Raw genomic sequence first — 16,406 nt, 5'->3', positions numbered from 1 at the left:
TCCCCTATCCGTTATGAGCCTTGTCTGAATGCTTCTTCCGAGCCAACCATCCCGATCATCGTCGACACTTCCGTACCATCATCGGAAGTACATGACCCCATATAGATGACTGGTCCTCGTTCTGACATATATTTGCATGAAAATGTTCCTGTCGGCGATTGTGGGTATCCTCCATAATTATTTTCAAACGTAAACCCTTCACCATCAGTAGACAATGTATTTTTATAGTGGGTGCCATCCTGTTCAAAAATAGAAATCTCCACTTCAGCTTCTTCTTTACTTTCTATCAGTTCCAGGACTTTTCCTGCATTTTGAACATCAATTTCCCCGGCTACAATCTGATCGAAATTCCTTGCTCCATGTTCCACTATGACATCTCCATTTTCCTTTGCATCTTCTATTGTGTACGTGTCCTTCGAATCAGCATCGGAACATGCAGCCATCACTATCAACAACGTAAACCCTAACAAAAACTTTCTCATCGACTCCCCCTCATCTATCTGCCTCTTTACACCTTCAACAAACTACCATTTAATTCCTTCCACTGGTAATCAACCACTCTCCCGTTATTTATACTGAACCAATAATCGATTTCTTCCGTATCGTGCAGAAACCTGGGTAGATATAGCGGAATCATTTCCCCTACGCCTTTATTCTGTTCATCGAATACCCACGAGCTCTTTTTCCAATCCAGAATCCCTTCATCCATTCCTATAGGTGTTGGATAGGAAAAGTCAGCTGGTACCTCTATTACATAAGCATGCATGCCACCTTCTGCTTCTTCATTGATCGTCCAGGAAACGACCGATTGATGTACCACTTGCTCAGGTGAAATTCGAATGCCCGTTTCTTCATATACTTCACGAATGATGCAGGCGATTGGGGTTTCCCCAGCTTCCATTTTTCCCCCGACACCGTTCCACAACCCCATTGTAGGAGCGTTATTTCGATTCAATAATAATAATTCATCATCTCTGCGGATAAATGCAATGGTTTGTTTGTACATAACAAAAACCTCCCCTATTACCTCACAAACTCTCGCTGTACACACCCGACCACCGTGTCTCCGAAGCTACGCACATCTTCCAAATAATCATACCCCTCCGGCGAACCGAAGCTATTGAACATGCGTACTGCGACTAAATTTTCATCGGGTACGACAAGCAGCGTAACCCCTGTATAACCGAGAATCTGATAAGATCCCCTCGGCACCTTTGGACCGATTTCCGTCTTCCTGGCAGGACGGTCTTTCACGAACCACAGACAGCCGTTCTGGGGAAGATCCGGATCCAGATTTGGCGGACTTTGCAAAGAGGTTGCGATGTCGATGATCGCTTCAGGTACGATTTGATGGCCATCGATGTTTCCTTTTTTCATATGGAAATAGCCCCAGAAGGCAAGCTCCCGTGCTGAGACGTACATGTTCTTCTGATCACCTTTCACACTGTCACTCACTTCCCACTCTCCATCCGCTTCCTGCCTCAAAATCACATCTACAAGTCGTTCTTTTTTCTCGATATACCACCCGGATGAATGAAAAGCGAGGGGTTCGAACACTTGCGAGTGAAGGATATCAGCTATGCTTTTCCCAGTCCGCCGTTCAATGATTTCAGTCAGAGCTTTAAGTCCCGTCCCTTTATATGCCCAATCCTCCCCCGGCGCATGAGCACGGAAAACTGCCCCTTCTTTTTCATTAAGTCCATGCGTATGGTTAAGTAGATGACGCACTGTCGTCCCCTTCCAGAGAAGTGGATCCCTTTCTGGTAAATATTCCAGGACGGGTGCATCCATTTCAATCTTTCCATGGTAAATCGCATAGGCTGCCGCAAAGCCGATATAGCTTTTACGTACAGATGCAACATGGAATTGTGTGTCTTCCTGAATTGCACGCGCATTTGCTTCGTTGGACTGATGTCCGACATATTTCTCGAGTACAATTTCGTCATTATGGATTACAAGTGTTGCAGCTCCACTGCAAATGACTTGGTCATAGGTATGTAGTACATGCTCGTGTACCGGAATAAAGGTATCGTTCAGATTTTTTCTTATGTACATATGGGCCATTCCTCTCCGCGTTCAGTTAGCTTCCATTATAACAGGAAAAATTTTCTTGACTATCGCCCAAATGTAAAGTAGACTTTACGTAAAGCGCACTTTACATCAGAGGCGGGAATATTTATGAAAACGTTGATCAAAGAAAAACGGACAGCACGAAACATCACCCAGGAACAGCTTTCCGAGCGTCTGAATGTCTCAAGACAGACCGTAATTTCGCTCGAAAAAGGGAAGTATCGACCATCACTGATTCTTGCGCATAAGCTTGCACAAATTTTCGAATGCCATATTGAGGATCTATTCATTTTTGAGGGAGATGAAAATATTGAGTGAAAGCGTATTGAATACGTTGATTGGGTTGTCCGGATTGGGCATTGCGTGTGTAGTTCTACTCATCACTTACTTCATTAATCGAAAAGTAGGGAAGAAAAACAGAAGATTTGATGAGCGATACTATCAAATTACACGCCACGCTAAATCCATTGGCTGGGACGTTACCCTGGTCGTTCTTTTGATCGCATGGGGGCTGGTCATCATTGTGGACGGAATTGGATTTTCCTTTTTCCTGCTGACTGGAATCTACGTGATCCACTGCCTTTCCCTTCTCTTTTCCGGGATTTATGCGACGAAAAAACATGAATGAACAGCCGATTATGGCTGTTTTTTTCTTTTTAGAAGGTATCCGGCTCCTAAATAAAGAATAAATATAGTGGATAATGGAGGGATTTCAATGCTGCATTCGGGGGATACAACCGTTGATCTAGTAGCTCTGATCAGCTTTGTAGTCATTTTTTACTTATTGCTGCGGTGGGGACATCGCTATAAAGGGAATACAATTAAAATTTTCGTCTATTACTTTATCAGTATGTACATAGGGGTGCTCTTTTCCCATTCTTCTGAAGGCGATGTATTTACCCTTTGGTTTCCATACGGCTTCGCGGCCGCGTTAATCTATCTATTCACTTCCGGACAATACCACCCCTCAAAAATGAAAGCTTCGATAGTGGGTTTGATGTACGGTGGCTATTCGCTTGCAATCGAAGAAGGCTTCCTTGACCTACCACATATCTATCTTTGAAAGATTTACTTTGGAGGACACACCGATGATCGATTGGAAGACTTGCCCCGACAACACACGGTACTTTATAAATGAAATCTGTAACAAAATCACTGCTCTGCTAGGACAAGACTTCGTCGGCTGTTACCTTCACGGCTCACTTGCTATGGGAGGGTTCCACCCTGCTAAAAGCGACGTCGACTTGCTCTTCGTTTCCAAGCGACCGTTGTCCTTAGAGACAAAGCAGGAATTGACTGCGCTAATGCTGGGGCATTCCGCCAATCCACACCCAATTGAGCTGCACGTATTGACGACCGAACAACTCCAGTCATGGCAGCACCCTTCAAGCTTCGACTACCATTTCAGTGAGGGCTGGAGGAAAAAGTATGAGGCTGACAGTAAGCTCGATATCAGCCATCTCAAGGACCCGGATCTTGCTGCGCACCTTATGGTTACCAGGCACCGCGGCATTACGCTGGCCGGAAAAGCAATCGAGGCAGTTATTCCAGAAATTCCTCAGGCAAATTACCTCGATGCCATTCTTTACGACTTCAACAGCTGCATGGAGGCTATCACGGAAGATCCGGTTTACTCCACATTAAATATGGTCCGTGTATGGGGCTACATAAAAAATGAAGCAATTCTATCAAAATATGAAGCAGGTGAATGGGGTTCCAAAACCCTTTCCTCCCCTCATTCCAGCACGGTTGAACAAGCTTTCAACACATACCTGAATGGGGAAGCAGCAACAATAGCTGTCCCTGAATTAATCGAGTTCAAAGATTTCATCAATGAAAAAATAGAAACTTACATAAAAGCAAAGGAGATTAGAAGATGATTGATATCGTAGAATCATTACGTTACATACTTTTATAAACATAGCGTATAGGGAAAGGATGCAACGGCTATGAAGAAGCTAGGATTGTATGTGGTGACTCCGATTCTTTCTTACGCTGCAGGTATTACCGCTTTCATCACAGTAGGCACCATAGTCCGAAACGAATCGATTGGAAGCGACTTGGGGTCCGTGCTTTTATATGGGGCATTCGTCTATCTTCTATTTGCACTGCCTATTTATTATGTCACTGTCTATTTTATCGGTAAAAGATATGAGCACTACCGTTGGTTATACTATCCTGCTGCTTGCATGCTCGTCTTCATGATCCCCACTGCGGGTCTTATGATCACCAACGGTCGGGAGGAGCTCTTATCTCCTGAAGCACTAGTGTACAATTCATTCTTTCTCGGGGCTGGGCTCGTGTTCGGCCTTGGCAGCTGGTATTTCAAACATAGAAAGGAGGGTTCATGATGACAACGCGGATACTCAACCTGTCGCAGTTCTTATTCCCGATTTTCTCCGTACTTTTATTGGTCACGGGTCTTGCCGGACCCTATACGATCCAGCTAAGTATTGTCAGTCTTCTCGTTGGTTTCTTTTACTCCATTGGATTAATTTTCATGAAAAAATCCATGATTCCAGCTCTGATCAACCTCACTGCGATCCTGTTTGTGTTTGTCGGCGGGTTGGTGCTGTTTTTTATAATGATCAACAGCGGTGTATGAGGCGGGTCGCCGGAAAAGCGGGGGTGCTCGCCGGAAAAATCGGAAAGTGGCCGGTATTCGACACGAACTTGCCGGTAAATCTGAAAACTCGCCGGAACCCCCGCCAAACTCGCCGGAAAACCTCAGTAGCAAAGCTTCCTACCTAAGCACATCCAACAACCGCTCCACCCACCAGTCATCCCACGTTTCAATTACGCCATCAGCATCCACCGGCGCATCCCATACCTCTGACTTTTTCCACATCGCCTTCATGCCTACAGCCTTCGCCGCCTGCACATCTTTCTCCGGGTGGTCACCGATATACATACTTTCCGAAGCCGCCACCCCTAACCGATTCAATCCCACACGAAAGATCGCCGGATCCGGCTTTTTCAATCCTTCTTTTTCAGAAACGACAATCGTATCGAAATAACCGGATAAACCAAGCCCATGCAGGTTGTCTTCCTGAAATGGGGTCCTGCCATTGGTAATCACTCCAAGCTTAACCCCCGCTTCCTTCAATCCCTGCAAAAGTGCTTCAGCACCATCAAATCCCACACAATGATGCTTGAACCTCTCCAAATAATCTGTGTGCAACGCATCTACACTACCCAGTACAAATTCCTGGACTAAGGTTTCGTAAACCTGGTCTTTGCCAACATATCCATGCGCGTCCAGCTCCACAAAGCGCCTCACGAACACTTCTTTTTCCACCTGAAACGAAAATCGTTCATGTTGCTCCTCCAAAAATCCAATCAACGAAGCATCCCGGTCCAGGATCGTTCCATCCAAGTCGAATAGCACAGCCTTCACTCGAATTCCCCCTCCCTTTTCACTATTTTTCTAGTCGAATGGAATCGTTTTTCCAAGTCTTGCAGGATTCCAGTTCGTTACCATCTAATTATAGCAAGGTAGCTATTGTTGTCACTTTTTCACGGTTTGCGATTGAACGCACAAAGAAAGAGGAGGCAGGATATATGAGCGAAGTACGATTGATTCCGTATCAGGTCGATGAAGTGTTGGAAAGGATCTCGAATATACCGGAGGGAGTCGCGATGATTCAGGCACCGGACATTTGGGAGTCTTCCCGTCGAGGAAAAGGGAATGTCGTTGCAATTCTGGACACTGGCTGTCAGACTGATCACCCTGACCTTCAGACCACGATCATTGATGGTCGGAATTTCACTACTGATTTCAACAGCGATGAAACGATCTATGAAGATAATAACGGGCATGGCACACATGTTGCCGGTACTGTAGCTGCAGCAACCACCGATGGCAATGGAATCGCAGGGGTTGCCCCTGAAGCGCAGCTGCTTGTGCTGAAAGTCTTGAGTGGCTCCGGAAGCGGGCAGTACCAGTGGATCATCGATGCCATCAATTATGCAGTTGATTGGGAAGGCCCTAATGGTGAAAAAGCGCGTGTGATATCGATGTCACTCGGCGGCCCATCCTCCGTCCCTGAACTTTACAACGCCATCAAACGCGCGGTGGATAATGGCGTTCTAGTCGTCTGTGCCGCTGGTAACGAAGGGGACGACCGAGAGGATACCGATGAATTCGCCTATCCCGGCTCATACAATGAAGTCATCCAGGTCGGAGCTGTCGATTTTAATAAAAGGATCGCACCGTTCAGTAACACGAATGATGAAATCGACCTCGTCGCACCAGGTGTCCGCATTTTGTCCACGTATCCGGAGAATAAATATGCAAAGCTCTCAGGTACATCAATGGCGACACCACATGTTTCAGGGTCTCTTGCATTGCTGATCAATCTCGCTGAAGCAGAATTCGACCGAACGCTGACAGAACCGGAGATATACGCCCAGCTCGTGAAACGAACGGTACCGCTTGGCTACTCCAAGCAGGGGGAAGGGAACGGACTCGTGGCCCTTGCCTTAATGGACCATTTGGAAAACCTGTTCAAAACTTACACCACTACCTATGGCGAAGTTCCCACCCGGGAGTCTGCCACATATAAATAAGCATGAAAGAGGATCAGCACTGTCTGATCCTCTTATTTTTTGACTTTTTTTAAGATTTTTATTTTTACGTCTGACATACAACTTCTATTTTCACTGTCGATATAGTAAAAAGAACAAACCCCTCTGCAAGGGGGATTTTTTTATGGATTCACATACATGCACGACTTACAGAAGGGATTGTACATATGAAGCGATTTTTCACAAAAACTCTACAGCGACAGATTTTGATTCCATTCCTTGCCCTCCTCATCATAGGTGGACTTACCATTGCCTCGATCAGCTATAAGTTCAGTGTCGACACGACGACGAAAGAGCTTGTTTCAAGCGTCGAGCAGCAGATGTTCAGTCTGAATGATACGTTCAATATATTTTTTGATGCAAAAGAGAGCATTGCCCGACAATTTGAATCCGACGATGTTGTCGTAACTCTAAGCGAAAATGAAATGATCGACACCTTTATGCGTATGGCAGAGGCGGATGATGCAATCGATCTCATCTACTTCGGGAAAGAAGAGGATGGAAGGATCATCCTTGACCCGTCTGTCGAAATCGATCCACGCATGGACGCCCGGAACCGCCCCTGGTACTCCAATGCGGTCGACAACCCGGACGAGGTGCTGTGGACAGAACCATACATCAATAATTCGAACGGTGAGTTCGTCGTCAGTGCAGCCAAAGCAGTGGCTGTCGATGGTGACCTTCTCGGTGTTGTCGCGATTGATTTGAGAATGGATGCGCTGATTGAAATCATCAATCAGGTCCATATTGGAGAGACCGGCTACGCTGCCTTAATCGACCAGAAGGGAACGATTTTGACTCATCCGGATCCCTCCTTTGTAGGAACGGATGTTTCAAGCGAGACCTATTTTGAAAAGATCAAAGCGAATGAAGCAGACCAGGGCGTAATCGAATACACCCTCGAAGGTGAAAACAAGCATATGGCTTACAAAATTAACGGAAAAACCGGTCTGATTGTCGTCGGTACAGTCTACGAGAAGGAACTGGCGGAAAAGGGTGCAGCCATCCTTGGACCAATCCTGATTACCTTACTGGCAGTCATTCTCGTCTCTATTGCCATCACTTTCTTTATCACCAGGAAAATTACAAAGCCGATCAAACAGCTTCAGGGGGATATGAAGGAAATCGAAAACGGCAACCTCTCAATTACGATAGAAAACGACCGTAATGATGAAATCGGCAGCTTGATGACCTCGGTCGAAGCGATGAAAAACAGCCTAAGGAAAATCATTTTCCATGTTTCAGAGGCATCTGAATCGATGTCGAGCCAGAGTGAAGAATTGACACAGTCCGCAAGTGAAGTAAAAGAAGGCAGCGCGCAGATTGCGTCAACGATGCAGGAGCTTTCCGCCGGGACGGAAACACAAGCGGAAACATCCGCAAGCCTGTCTGAAATCATGGACGATTTTGTGAGAAAGACTTCGGATGCTCAGGAAAACGGTGCTGCAGTAAAAGAGGCGACAGATCATGTACGTTCTATGACGAGTGAAGGCCGCATGATGATGCAGCAGTCGGTGACGCAAATGAAGTCGATTGATGCGATGATGAAGGCTTCGATTGGGAAAGTAAAAGGACTCGATACACAATCGAAGGAAATCTCCAAGCTTGTCCAAGTGATCAAAGACATTGCAGAGCAGACCAACCTATTGTCTCTTAATGCTGCAATTGAAGCAGCACGTGCTGGTGAACATGGCCAAGGTTTCGCCGTCGTTGCAGACGAAGTCCGGAAGCTCGCTGAACAAGTCTCCGGTTCCGTGGAAGATATAACGAAGATCGTCCACAATATCCAAGCGGAATCAAACAACGTCGTCAACACGCTTGAACAAGGCTACGGAGAAGTAGATGCAGGAACAAAGCAAATCGAAGTGACCGGTGAAACCTTCGAGCAGATCAACACTTCCATCGAAGGAATGGCAGCAAAAATCGACACGATTTCAAGTAATCTATCCGAGATTGCACACAACAGCATCGAAATGAACAAATCGATTGAAGATGTGGCAGCTGTTTCAGAAGAATCTGCTGCAGGAGTCGAGCAGGTATCCGCCTCCGCACAGCAATCCAGCAGCTCGATGGAAGAAGTTTCGAACAGTGCCGGTGCGTTAGCTGAAATAGCTGAAGAACTCAATGAACAAGTAAGAAAATTCAAGCTCTGATAAAGGTGCATCTATGACAAAAGAATATCCATCCAAAGAAGACATCGATCAACTCCTTCAGCAGATTGATCAGATGCTGGAAGAATCCCGCTCATAGGAGCGGGATTTTTTTAGTAATCCGCTTATCCATGCACATACTAAAAGAAATGTGATTAAAGGAGAATCATCATGGGCCATTCTCCAAAATGGAATGCAGATAAATTCTTACGCGAGATGGAAGAGCTGGAACATGTCTCCGTTAAAACTTTTACGGCGAATAAGCATTCGATACATATCGTCTACATGCCCTCCATCACATCCGCGATGAAAATACAGGAAACGATTCTGCAGCCTCTTGTAGACTGGGCGATACATGGGAAAGGCACCTCTATTCCTACATCGACTTTTGCAGAACCATTCTATCCAGTCCAAACGATTGATGATATCCATCGACATTTCTTGGATGGCTACGTCATTTTGATCGATGACAAAGAAGCTTACGCAATCGATGCAGTGAAGTTCCCCAATCGATCGATCGAAGAGCCGATCGTGGAGATGACGTTGCGAGGTCCGAGAGACGGGTTCATCGAGTCTTTGGAGGATAACAAGTCGTTGTTACGCTCCCACCTCCGTTCGAACGATCTTATTTTTGAAAATCTTACCTTAGGCGAAAAATCATTCACGAACGTATCGATCAGCTACCTTAAAGGGGAGCCGAATGAAGAGCTGCTGATGGAAATAAGAAAACGATTGAACAATGTTAACACGGCACATATAGCAGACGGCGGTATTCTTGAGCAGCTGATTGAAAAAAACAGTTATTCCCTCTTTCCTGAATTGCAGGAAACGGAGCGCCCGACGAAAGTGGCCAATGCACTTGCAGAAGGGAAAGTTGCAGTTTTCATAGAAGGGTCGCCGTCTGCTCTGCTTGCACCAACTACTTTGAATGCCTTGTTCCAGACTGCGGACGACTATAATTTCAAATGGATTCCCGCAACGCTGATCCGCTTGATGCGTTATTTGGCTGCCATGTTGTCCGTGATGCTGCCTGCTGCTTATATTTCATTGATTTCCTTCCATCACGGCCTGATTCCGACGGACTTGGCGATCTCCATATCTAAAACCCGGGAAGGGGTACCGATTCCTTCCTTTATGGAGGCGCTGCTTATGCAGCTCACGATCGAGGTGCTTAGAGAAGCTGGTATCCGATTACCAAAACCGATTGGACCAGCTGTCAGTATTGTAGGGGCGATTGTGCTAGGCGAAGCTGCTGTGACTGCAGGAATTGTCAGCCCATTGATGATTATCGTCGTTTCATTCGCGGCGATCTGTTCGTTTACCATCCCGAATTACAGCCTCAGCCTTGCGTTGAGGACAATCAGTTTCCTTATGCTGTTTGCTGCTTCAGTGCTCGGAATTTACGGGCTCATTTTAGCTGTGTTTACATTATCCATTCACCTCATTCGTTTGCAGAGCTTCTCTGTGCCATATTTGGAGCCATTCACTCCATATTTTACAAAGCGTTGGAAGGATTCGCTTGTTCGTTTCAAACTGAAAAAAGGAGGAGCATCGAAATGAGCGACTTGAACCAGCTTACACGCCTGCAGCTTGTCGTCATCCTTATCTCAACGATGATCGGTGTCGGAATCATCCTTATGCCACGTGAACTGGCTATACAAGTCAATTCACCCGATCTATGGATGAGCATCATTTATGGCGCGGTTGCAGTCAGCATCATTTCCACCCTATATGTAAGCTTATCCCAACGTTATCCGGGATGCTCCCTCTATGAAATGGCCCCTGCAATCATGGGGAAATTTATCGGATCCGTCATCAATCTTTATTATGTGTTCTATTGCCTTGTTGTAGCTGCCTATATTTTGCGAATCACAGCTGGCATCATCAACAACTATCTACTCGATACCACACCTCTTCCAGTCATCATCGGATGCTTCCTGATTGTAAGCCTCTACTTGATTTCGAATGGAGCTGGAGATGTGGTGCGATTTTTCCAGTTGTATTTCCCTATCATGCTGTTCATGTTCGTGGTACTGTGCCTGCTCAGTATCAAAGATGTTGATATTCAAAATGTGAGGCCGGTATTCAGCAATGAATTGCTTTCCTCCATCGGGGGCGTCACCATTACCTTCTTTTCCTTTCTCGGGCTTGAATTTCTACTGTTTTTCGCTTCCCTTGTGAAAAAAAAGCCAGCGAAGAAGCTCCTGGTCACGCTTTGGATCAGCATCTGGCTGACAACGGCCATCTATGTAACCTTCCATATTATTTCCATCGGCGTCCTTGGCGTCGAAGAGTTGAAAGAAATCACGTTTCCAACGATTGAGATGGCCAAAAGTATCGAATTCAAGGGGTTCTTTTTTGAACGATTCGAACTGATTTTCCTGTTCGGATGGCTGACAACAGCATTCACATCGTTCACTGCCTATGCCTTTGCGATGACGCTAGGATTCCACAAGCTATTCAGCCGCTCCAAGCTCATGCTGATCCCGGCTGGAGCGGCTATTTTTTTATTATCACTTTTTCCAAAAGGATTAACGGAAGTCTTTCATTACTCATCATACGTTTCAATCATTTCGATCATCGCTACGGTAGCCTTGCCGCTACTATTATTGGTTGTTTCGCTGATAAGGGGGAAGAACTATGCCTCGTAAATGGATTGCCGCAGCGTGCATACTGCTCCTATCTGGATGCTGGGACAGCAAGGAAATTGAGGATGTTGGGATTGTGACAGGAATGGCATTGGATATCAGTGATGACCGTCAAGAATTGACAATGATCAATCAATATGTAGTTCCTGGGCAAATCCCCACTCAGAACACCGCTTCCCACGGTAAACCATATCAGAACCTTGAAATGGAAGGAGATACATTCTTTGAAATCATACGGGCAAATTCACTTGAAAGTAATCGACCGCCAAACTATACCCACTTGAAATCGATAGTCACTTCCACTCGTCTGTTTGAACAGGAACGTGTTGATCAGGTAATCGATCTGTTCATACGTGACCATGAATTCAGACGGACGGTTCCGGTTTTTATCACGAAAGATTCTGTTGCAGTAATATTTGATACGGAACCAACGAAGGAATTGTTTCCATCAATCCAGATTAAAGACTTGAGTGAGAACTACGATAAAAATAACATCATCCCAAAAAACTTAAGTATCGGAGACATGGCTCAATACATTTCCGAGAAAAAGAGCTTCCTCATTCCCGGTATATCGCTGGTGGATGGATACCTTCGCTCGACTGGTGCAGGCATCATCTCAGCAAAAGAGACAAAGTACATCGGCTGGCTCCCGAGCAAAAGCCTGATCGGCGTCCGCTACATCTCCAATGATGTACAAGGTGGGTTGATTCATTTGGATGAGAAAATGATTGATCAAGGCCAGATTACTTTAGAAGTGAAAAGTGCAAATACCACTTTCAAGCCTTCGCTATCTGATGGAACATTGAAAATGAAAATTAATGTTGAGATTAAGACCGTGCTAGCGGAAGATTGGGGCATTTCAAGGGATGTCTATAAAAAAGGATGGAAAGCAGAAGTGGAACAAGCGGCGAATAAAGTCGTACAATCTGATATCGAAACTGTAATCAACCAAGCACAGCACGAGTTCGGTGTCGATTTTCTCAATTTGTCGAACTGGGTCAACATCCATCTTCATGAGTACTGGGAGAAAAACGAAAAAAATTGGGATGAGATTTTCAAGCAGATGGAAGTGAAAGTCGATGTTGCAACAAAGGTAACCGATTTCGGTACACAGAACTTGAATACAAAATAAGAAGGCGCGTGGGCGCCTTCTTATTTTTTCACCTTTTATCAGGGTATAAATATCCTGTATGTATGGGAGGTGGAAAAATGACAACAGATTCGAATCAACTTGATAGCGTGCTAGCTTTCCTCGATATTGCGGCGATTCTTTTGGTCGAAGAAGAACCTCTCCTAAGCATCCTCTTTGTTGTCTTATTGAAAGTCGTCACTAAGGATGAACAGCTGAGGATTCTTTTCCTTCTGTTGCTCATTTGCCTGAGTATTCTGCCGGTCACTTCAGAAACTTAGCCATCTGCCACAGGTCATGATACGTCCCATCCTCCAGCTTCAAGGCACGTATTTTCCTTCCTTCTTCACGGAACCCCAGTTGTCTGTAAAGGTGAATGGCACCTTTATTTTCCGAAACGACTTCAAGGGTCAGCTTCTCCAGCTTCGGGTGCTGATTCGCCCAGGTGATCAGGGAACGAAGCAACGCCTTGCCGATTCCCAAGCCTCTATAGTCTTCTTCGACACTCATACCGAAGGCGCCCTGATGTGCCGTCCTCTGTTTGCTCCCACTTGCAAAATCCAAAAAACCTACCATTTGTCCTTCCACTTCAGCAACGAGCGCTAGACTTCCATCTGCTTCGTGCATCTGTTCCAGAAACCTCCGTTGATCCGATTCCGTCAACTTAAACTCATCAACAGTTGTGACAAGGTAAGGTGCATCACACAGGATGGACCGGTTGAAAGCTAAAACATTCTTTGCATCACCGGGCTTAGCGGTGCGGATTGTAACGTTTCTTCCGTCTCTAATCGGAAAACTCTTTGGATTCATGATGGCCATTGGAAACCCTCCACGCATCTTCTAATTGTACAAGGACATCTCCTGGACCTTGATGCCAGGAAATGATGATGTATCTCCGTTTATCATCCATATGATAACCGACTAAATCGCCACCACCTAAAAACGGAAGCAGCCCCTCATGAATAGAGATCGCCTCCGCTTCAATATCACGCAAAGGTTCGACGACCGCATCAAACAGATCGATTGTAATCTCCTCGAACGTATCCGCCTGCTGCCCTGCCTCATAAATGGCATCGTGTTCGTTTTCCATGAAAGCATCGTATTCTTCCCTTGAATTCCAAAGCGCGACAATGTAGGCGCAAGATTCATCCTCCTTGCACCAGCCACCTATTTGCCCGATGAATCCATCCACATCACGCAGCTTTTCCCATTTCTGCTGCGCTTCAGAGAAGTCTTGGCGCTGCTCAGGACGTACGTTGCAAATGATTCGTTTAATGATCATGTTCCATCCCATCCTAATAAAAAATTCTGTTCCTACTACTTCGCTTCTGCTAGTCCTTTTCCCTCCCTTTCAAGAATTAGTCGGAAAGATTCGTAATAGAATGGAACTTTGTGATTAAAAATTTTGGTTTTCTGATTAAAAATGGTGATTTACTGGTCAGAGACGAGTGGTTTCTAATTAAAACATCTCCAATTCTCATCAAACAAACAAATTTACTGTTTAAAAGCAGTTTAGGCGCACTCCCACTAACAGGAGTACGCCCAAACTAATGATCAACTCAACCGCTGATATTCCGCTTTGATTTCATTCAATAATCCTTCTTCTGTCCAAAGCGCAAGACCGGTCAACGCAAGTGCCTTCGCACCAACGAGCAGCCCATGGTCACCAGATTCCGACCTCGCCGCCACGCGAAATTCATTCGTATGCGGGACAAGCGTATCGGGACCGATTTTGATGAACGGATGGAGCGTCGGCACGACCTGGCTGATATTCCCGGCATCCGTCGACCCGATTCCGTCTTTTCGATCCACAACATACGTTTCACCGAACAGCTCAACCTTCTCACGAAAAACCTGATCGAACCTTGGAGTAACCCGGAAATTATCGACCTGATTCTGAATCAGCTCCACTTTATGATTAGCACCGGTGGCCAGCGCTGCTCCTTCCGCAATTCGCTTCACCTTTGCAGTCACGTCATTACATGTTTCCCGCGTAGCCGCTCGAATATAGAACCTTGCTCGTGCATAATCAGGGACAATGTTCGGTGCATGCCCGCCATCGAGGATCACACCGTGAATCCGGACATCATCGGTCACATGCTGCCTAAGTGCATTGATGCCATTGAAGAGCTGTAGTACGGCATCAAGTGCGTTGATTCCATATTCCGGTTTGGCAGCAGCATGAGCAGAGCGGCCGAAGAATTCGAAATCAAGCGGGTCTACAGCAAGACTCTCCACGGAACCGCTCGTTTCTCCCTTCGGATGGACCATCAGACAAGCATCAAAATCCTGGACTAAGTTATGACGGACGAACGTTCCTTTCGCACTTCCGTTTGGTCCACCTTCCTCTGCTGGAGTCCCAAGCACAGCCACTTCACCACCGATCTCATCGATCACTTGTGCAACTGCGATTGCTGCTGCGACACTCGTCGTTCCGATGATATTATGACCGCATGCATGCCCGAGCCCAGGTAGCGCGTCGTACTCAGCTAAGTAACCCACTTTAGGACCGGGTTTACCGGAAGTTTTCCTAGCCAAAAAGGCGGTCTCGTGCTCCGGGATATTGCGATTTACATCAAACCCCGCCTCCTCCAAAATCGAGCAAAGCAGGTCTGATGCAAACACTTCCTCATTTCCGATTTCAGGATGATCATGGATGCGGTGACTCGTTCGGATATACTTCTGCTTCTGTTCCTCAATCTGCTCCAAAACCCGAGCTTCCAAACTCTTCTTCGATATAACTGTCATCACTCATCCCCCTTGAAATGACTTACTTAGTACTAGCAAACTTCATGTAACTTAATTTACAGGGGTGTTATTGATGCATTTGCAGTGTGGATGGGAAATGACGAGACTCCCACGGGAGAAGGGTCTAGGCGAGATCCCGCAGGGCGAAAAGCCCGAGGAAGCTTGCCAGATCCCCGCAGGAAAGCGAGTTATTTCCCGACCACACTAACACTTACAATGATAACGCCCCCTGATCATTACCAGCCGATTTCTTCCAAAGGTACAAACGTAGGAATCAAGGAATTGTTATACTTCTCAATAATCGCCTGCTCGATTTCTTCCGACTGATAGATATCGACGATTGTCTGGTATGCTTCTTTATCCGTTTCATCCGCACGGGATGCGATGATATTGATATAAGGCTTCGCCGTGTCATCCTCGATGAAAATCGCATCTTCGACCGGTGTGAATCCTGCTTCTACCGCCACCCCATTGTTAATGATGGAAATCGCTACATCTGGTAGGACACGTGGTGTTTGTGCGGCAACAATCGGCTCCAGTTGCAGGTTTTTCGGGTTTTCTTCAACTTTTTCAATCGCTCCGTTACCATCGAAGTCATCCGGCAGTCCGATCAGACCAGCCTGCTCAAGCAAAAGCAATGCCCTTCCCATGTTCGTCGCTTCCTTTGGCAATGCTACTTTACTGCCTTCTGGAATATCCTTCACATCTTCATATTTTTCAGAGTAGATCCCCATCGGTGCGATGACTGTCGTACCAATCGGAGCAAGATCAAGGTCGTGCTCCTTAATGAATGCATCGAAATAAGAAACGGTCTGGAATGCATTTAAGTCAATGTCTCCATCAGCCAAAGCTTGGTTCGGCCGTACATAATCAGAGAACTCGACAAGTTCGATTTCAATTCCTTCATCTGCCGCCTTTTTCTTGACTTCCTCCCAAATCGGTACCCCTGAACCATTCAGTCCGAGTTTGATGACGTCATCTTTTCCTGATGCAGAACCATCACTGCATGCCCCTAATACAACACTGACAACTAACAAAATGAATGCGATTAATTTTTTCATCTGTAATTTCCTC

At 45.9% G+C, this 16,406-nt stretch carries 20 protein-coding genes; 12 read left to right on the top strand and 8 right to left on the bottom strand.

The features are described 5' to 3' along the window. Nucleotides 1-11: 11 nt before the first annotated feature. From ACFQ2J_RS09820 to ACFQ2J_RS09810, 3 genes are read right to left on the bottom strand one after another with little or no spacing between them, the layout of a single operon-like run. On the bottom strand, nt 12-482 hold the full coding sequence (locus ACFQ2J_RS09820; RefSeq protein WP_386059401.1) for a hypothetical protein: 471 nt from the start codon (nt 480-482) through the stop codon (nt 12-14). A gap of 26 nt (nt 483-508) precedes the next feature. Continuing rightward, nucleotides 509-1,006, bottom strand: coding sequence for an NUDIX hydrolase (locus ACFQ2J_RS09815; protein ID WP_386059399.1), 498 nt, complete (start codon nt 1,004-1,006; stop codon nt 509-511). Nucleotides 1,007-1,023: 17 nt separating this feature from the next. Beyond that, the gene (locus ACFQ2J_RS09810) at nt 1,024-2,055 is read right to left on the bottom strand and encodes a serine hydrolase domain-containing protein (RefSeq protein ID WP_386059396.1); all 1,032 of its coding nucleotides are present in this window, start codon (nt 2,053-2,055) and stop codon (nt 1,024-1,026) included. A gap of 123 nt (nt 2,056-2,178) precedes the next feature. On the opposite strand from ACFQ2J_RS09810, the gene ACFQ2J_RS09805 reads away from it, so the two are divergent. From ACFQ2J_RS09805 to ACFQ2J_RS09780, 6 genes are all read left to right on the top strand, one after another. Beyond that, entirely contained in the window at nt 2,179-2,388 is a 210-nt protein-coding gene (locus ACFQ2J_RS09805) for a helix-turn-helix transcriptional regulator (protein ID WP_386059393.1), read from the top strand. Further along, a complete protein-coding gene (locus ACFQ2J_RS09800) occupies nt 2,381-2,698 on the top strand; it encodes a DUF2178 domain-containing protein (RefSeq protein ID WP_386059390.1) in 318 nt (105 codons plus the stop codon). Before ACFQ2J_RS09805 ends, ACFQ2J_RS09800 begins: the two co-directional genes overlap by 8 nt. Nucleotides 2,699-2,785: 87 nt before the next feature. Continuing rightward, nucleotides 2,786-3,133 carry a hypothetical protein gene (locus ACFQ2J_RS09795; protein WP_386059388.1) on the top strand — a complete coding sequence of 116 codons (348 nt, stop codon included), beginning with the start codon at nt 2,786-2,788 and terminating at the stop codon, nt 3,131-3,133. Nucleotides 3,134-3,158: 25 nt separating this feature from the next. Beyond that, on the top strand, nt 3,159-3,950 hold the full coding sequence (locus ACFQ2J_RS09790) for an aminoglycoside adenylyltransferase domain-containing protein (protein ID WP_386059385.1): 792 nt from the start codon (nt 3,159-3,161) through the stop codon (nt 3,948-3,950). Nucleotides 3,951-4,019: 69 nt separating this feature from the next. Continuing rightward, nucleotides 4,020-4,421 carry a hypothetical protein gene (locus tag ACFQ2J_RS09785; protein ID WP_386059382.1) on the top strand — a complete coding sequence of 134 codons (402 nt, stop codon included), beginning with the start codon at nt 4,020-4,022 and terminating at the stop codon, nt 4,419-4,421. Beyond that, nucleotides 4,421-4,675 (top strand): hypothetical protein, encoded by a 255-nt coding sequence (locus ACFQ2J_RS09780; RefSeq protein WP_386059379.1) that lies wholly within the window; start codon nt 4,421-4,423, stop codon nt 4,673-4,675. Before ACFQ2J_RS09785 ends, ACFQ2J_RS09780 begins: the two co-directional genes overlap by 1 nt. A 138-nt stretch (nt 4,676-4,813) precedes the next feature. Here ACFQ2J_RS09780 and ACFQ2J_RS09775 read toward each other — a convergent pair whose 3' ends face one another. Further along, a complete protein-coding gene (locus tag ACFQ2J_RS09775) occupies nt 4,814-5,467 on the bottom strand; it encodes an HAD family hydrolase (protein WP_386059376.1) in 654 nt (217 codons plus the stop codon). Nucleotides 5,468-5,631: 164 nt separating this feature from the next. Here ACFQ2J_RS09775 and ACFQ2J_RS09770 point away from each other — a divergent pair, with 164 nt between their 5' ends. From ACFQ2J_RS09770 to ACFQ2J_RS09745, 6 genes are all read left to right on the top strand, one after another. Continuing rightward, nucleotides 5,632-6,639 (top strand): S8 family peptidase, encoded by a 1,008-nt coding sequence (locus ACFQ2J_RS09770; protein WP_386059373.1) that lies wholly within the window; start codon nt 5,632-5,634, stop codon nt 6,637-6,639. Nucleotides 6,640-6,824: 185 nt separating this feature from the next. After that, entirely contained in the window at nt 6,825-8,810 is a 1,986-nt protein-coding gene (locus tag ACFQ2J_RS09765; protein ID WP_386059370.1) for a methyl-accepting chemotaxis protein, read from the top strand. A 168-nt stretch (nt 8,811-8,978) separates the two neighbouring features. Further along, on the top strand, nt 8,979-10,367 hold the full coding sequence (locus tag ACFQ2J_RS09760; RefSeq protein WP_386059367.1) for a spore germination protein: 1,389 nt from the start codon (nt 8,979-8,981) through the stop codon (nt 10,365-10,367). Continuing rightward, on the top strand, nt 10,364-11,458 hold the full coding sequence (locus tag ACFQ2J_RS09755; protein WP_386059364.1) for a GerAB/ArcD/ProY family transporter: 1,095 nt from the start codon (nt 10,364-10,366) through the stop codon (nt 11,456-11,458). Before ACFQ2J_RS09760 ends, ACFQ2J_RS09755 begins: the two co-directional genes overlap by 4 nt. Further along, nucleotides 11,448-12,587 (top strand): Ger(x)C family spore germination protein, encoded by a 1,140-nt coding sequence (locus tag ACFQ2J_RS09750; protein WP_386059361.1) that lies wholly within the window; start codon nt 11,448-11,450, stop codon nt 12,585-12,587. The genes ACFQ2J_RS09755 and ACFQ2J_RS09750 overlap by 11 nt, the downstream gene beginning before the upstream one ends. Nucleotides 12,588-12,664: 77 nt before the next feature. After that, entirely contained in the window at nt 12,665-12,865 is a 201-nt protein-coding gene (locus tag ACFQ2J_RS09745; protein ID WP_386059358.1) for a hypothetical protein, read from the top strand. Here ACFQ2J_RS09745 and ACFQ2J_RS09740 read toward each other — a convergent pair. From ACFQ2J_RS09740 to ACFQ2J_RS09725, 4 genes are all read right to left on the bottom strand, one after another. Next, nucleotides 12,849-13,403, bottom strand: coding sequence for a GNAT family N-acetyltransferase (locus ACFQ2J_RS09740; RefSeq protein ID WP_386059355.1), 555 nt, complete (start codon nt 13,401-13,403; stop codon nt 12,849-12,851). The genes ACFQ2J_RS09745 and ACFQ2J_RS09740 overlap by 17 nt on opposite strands. After that, nucleotides 13,369-13,866, bottom strand: coding sequence for a YdbC family protein (locus ACFQ2J_RS09735; protein WP_386059352.1), 498 nt, complete (start codon nt 13,864-13,866; stop codon nt 13,369-13,371). The genes ACFQ2J_RS09740 and ACFQ2J_RS09735 overlap by 35 nt, the downstream gene beginning before the upstream one ends. Before the next feature lie 272 nt (nt 13,867-14,138). Beyond that, nucleotides 14,139-15,332 carry a M20 family metallopeptidase gene (locus ACFQ2J_RS09730; RefSeq protein ID WP_386059349.1) on the bottom strand — a complete coding sequence of 398 codons (1,194 nt, stop codon included), beginning with the start codon at nt 15,330-15,332 and terminating at the stop codon, nt 14,139-14,141. Between the two features lie 236 nt (nt 15,333-15,568). Then, nucleotides 15,569-16,393, bottom strand: a complete 825-nt coding sequence (locus ACFQ2J_RS09725; protein ID WP_386059346.1) for a MetQ/NlpA family ABC transporter substrate-binding protein — start codon at nt 16,391-16,393, stop codon at nt 15,569-15,571. Between the last annotated feature and the right edge of the window lie 13 nt (nt 16,394-16,406).

This window comes from Thalassobacillus hwangdonensis (assembly GCF_042675915.1).
GTDB lineage: Bacteria > Bacillota > Bacilli > Bacillales > Halobacillaceae > Thalassobacillus_A > Thalassobacillus_A hwangdonensis.
The sequence above is the reverse complement of the archived record's forward strand: the minus strand, read 5'-3'. Positions and strand labels throughout refer to the sequence as shown.

Bases quoted from the DNA above. Each gene is read 5' to 3' on its own strand.
- ACFQ2J_RS09750 (WP_386059361.1), top strand. From the start codon at position 11,448: ATGCCTCGTAAATGGATTGCCGCAGCGTGCATACTGCTCCTATCTGGA.
- ACFQ2J_RS09725 (WP_386059346.1), bottom strand. From the start codon at position 16,393: ATGAAAAAATTAATCGCATTCATTTTGTTAGTTGTCAGTGTTGTATTA.
- ACFQ2J_RS09740 (WP_386059355.1), bottom strand. From the start codon at position 13,403: ATGGCCATCATGAATCCAAAGAGTTTTCCGATTAGAGACGGAAGAAAC.
- ACFQ2J_RS09820 (WP_386059401.1), bottom strand. From the start codon at position 482: ATGAGAAAGTTTTTGTTAGGGTTTACGTTGTTGATAGTGATGGCTGCA.
- ACFQ2J_RS09730 (WP_386059349.1), bottom strand. From the start codon at position 15,332: ATGACAGTTATATCGAAGAAGAGTTTGGAAGCTCGGGTTTTGGAGCAG.
- ACFQ2J_RS09755 (WP_386059364.1), top strand. From the start codon at position 10,364: ATGAGCGACTTGAACCAGCTTACACGCCTGCAGCTTGTCGTCATCCTT.
- ACFQ2J_RS09785 (WP_386059382.1), top strand. From the start codon at position 4,020: ATGAAGAAGCTAGGATTGTATGTGGTGACTCCGATTCTTTCTTACGCT.
- ACFQ2J_RS09815 (WP_386059399.1), bottom strand. From the start codon at position 1,006: ATGTACAAACAAACCATTGCATTTATCCGCAGAGATGATGAATTATTA.
- ACFQ2J_RS09735 (WP_386059352.1), bottom strand. From the start codon at position 13,866: ATGATCATTAAACGAATCATTTGCAACGTACGTCCTGAGCAGCGCCAA.
- ACFQ2J_RS09780 (WP_386059379.1), top strand. From the start codon at position 4,421: ATGACAACGCGGATACTCAACCTGTCGCAGTTCTTATTCCCGATTTTC.
- ACFQ2J_RS09795 (WP_386059388.1), top strand. From the start codon at position 2,786: ATGCTGCATTCGGGGGATACAACCGTTGATCTAGTAGCTCTGATCAGC.
- ACFQ2J_RS09790 (WP_386059385.1), top strand. From the start codon at position 3,159: ATGATCGATTGGAAGACTTGCCCCGACAACACACGGTACTTTATAAAT.
- ACFQ2J_RS09765 (WP_386059370.1), top strand. From the start codon at position 6,825: ATGAAGCGATTTTTCACAAAAACTCTACAGCGACAGATTTTGATTCCA.
- ACFQ2J_RS09810 (WP_386059396.1), bottom strand. From the start codon at position 2,055: ATGTACATAAGAAAAAATCTGAACGATACCTTTATTCCGGTACACGAG.
- ACFQ2J_RS09805 (WP_386059393.1), top strand. From the start codon at position 2,179: ATGAAAACGTTGATCAAAGAAAAACGGACAGCACGAAACATCACCCAG.
- ACFQ2J_RS09745 (WP_386059358.1), top strand. From the start codon at position 12,665: ATGACAACAGATTCGAATCAACTTGATAGCGTGCTAGCTTTCCTCGAT.
- ACFQ2J_RS09760 (WP_386059367.1), top strand. From the start codon at position 8,979: ATGGGCCATTCTCCAAAATGGAATGCAGATAAATTCTTACGCGAGATG.
- ACFQ2J_RS09770 (WP_386059373.1), top strand. From the start codon at position 5,632: ATGAGCGAAGTACGATTGATTCCGTATCAGGTCGATGAAGTGTTGGAA.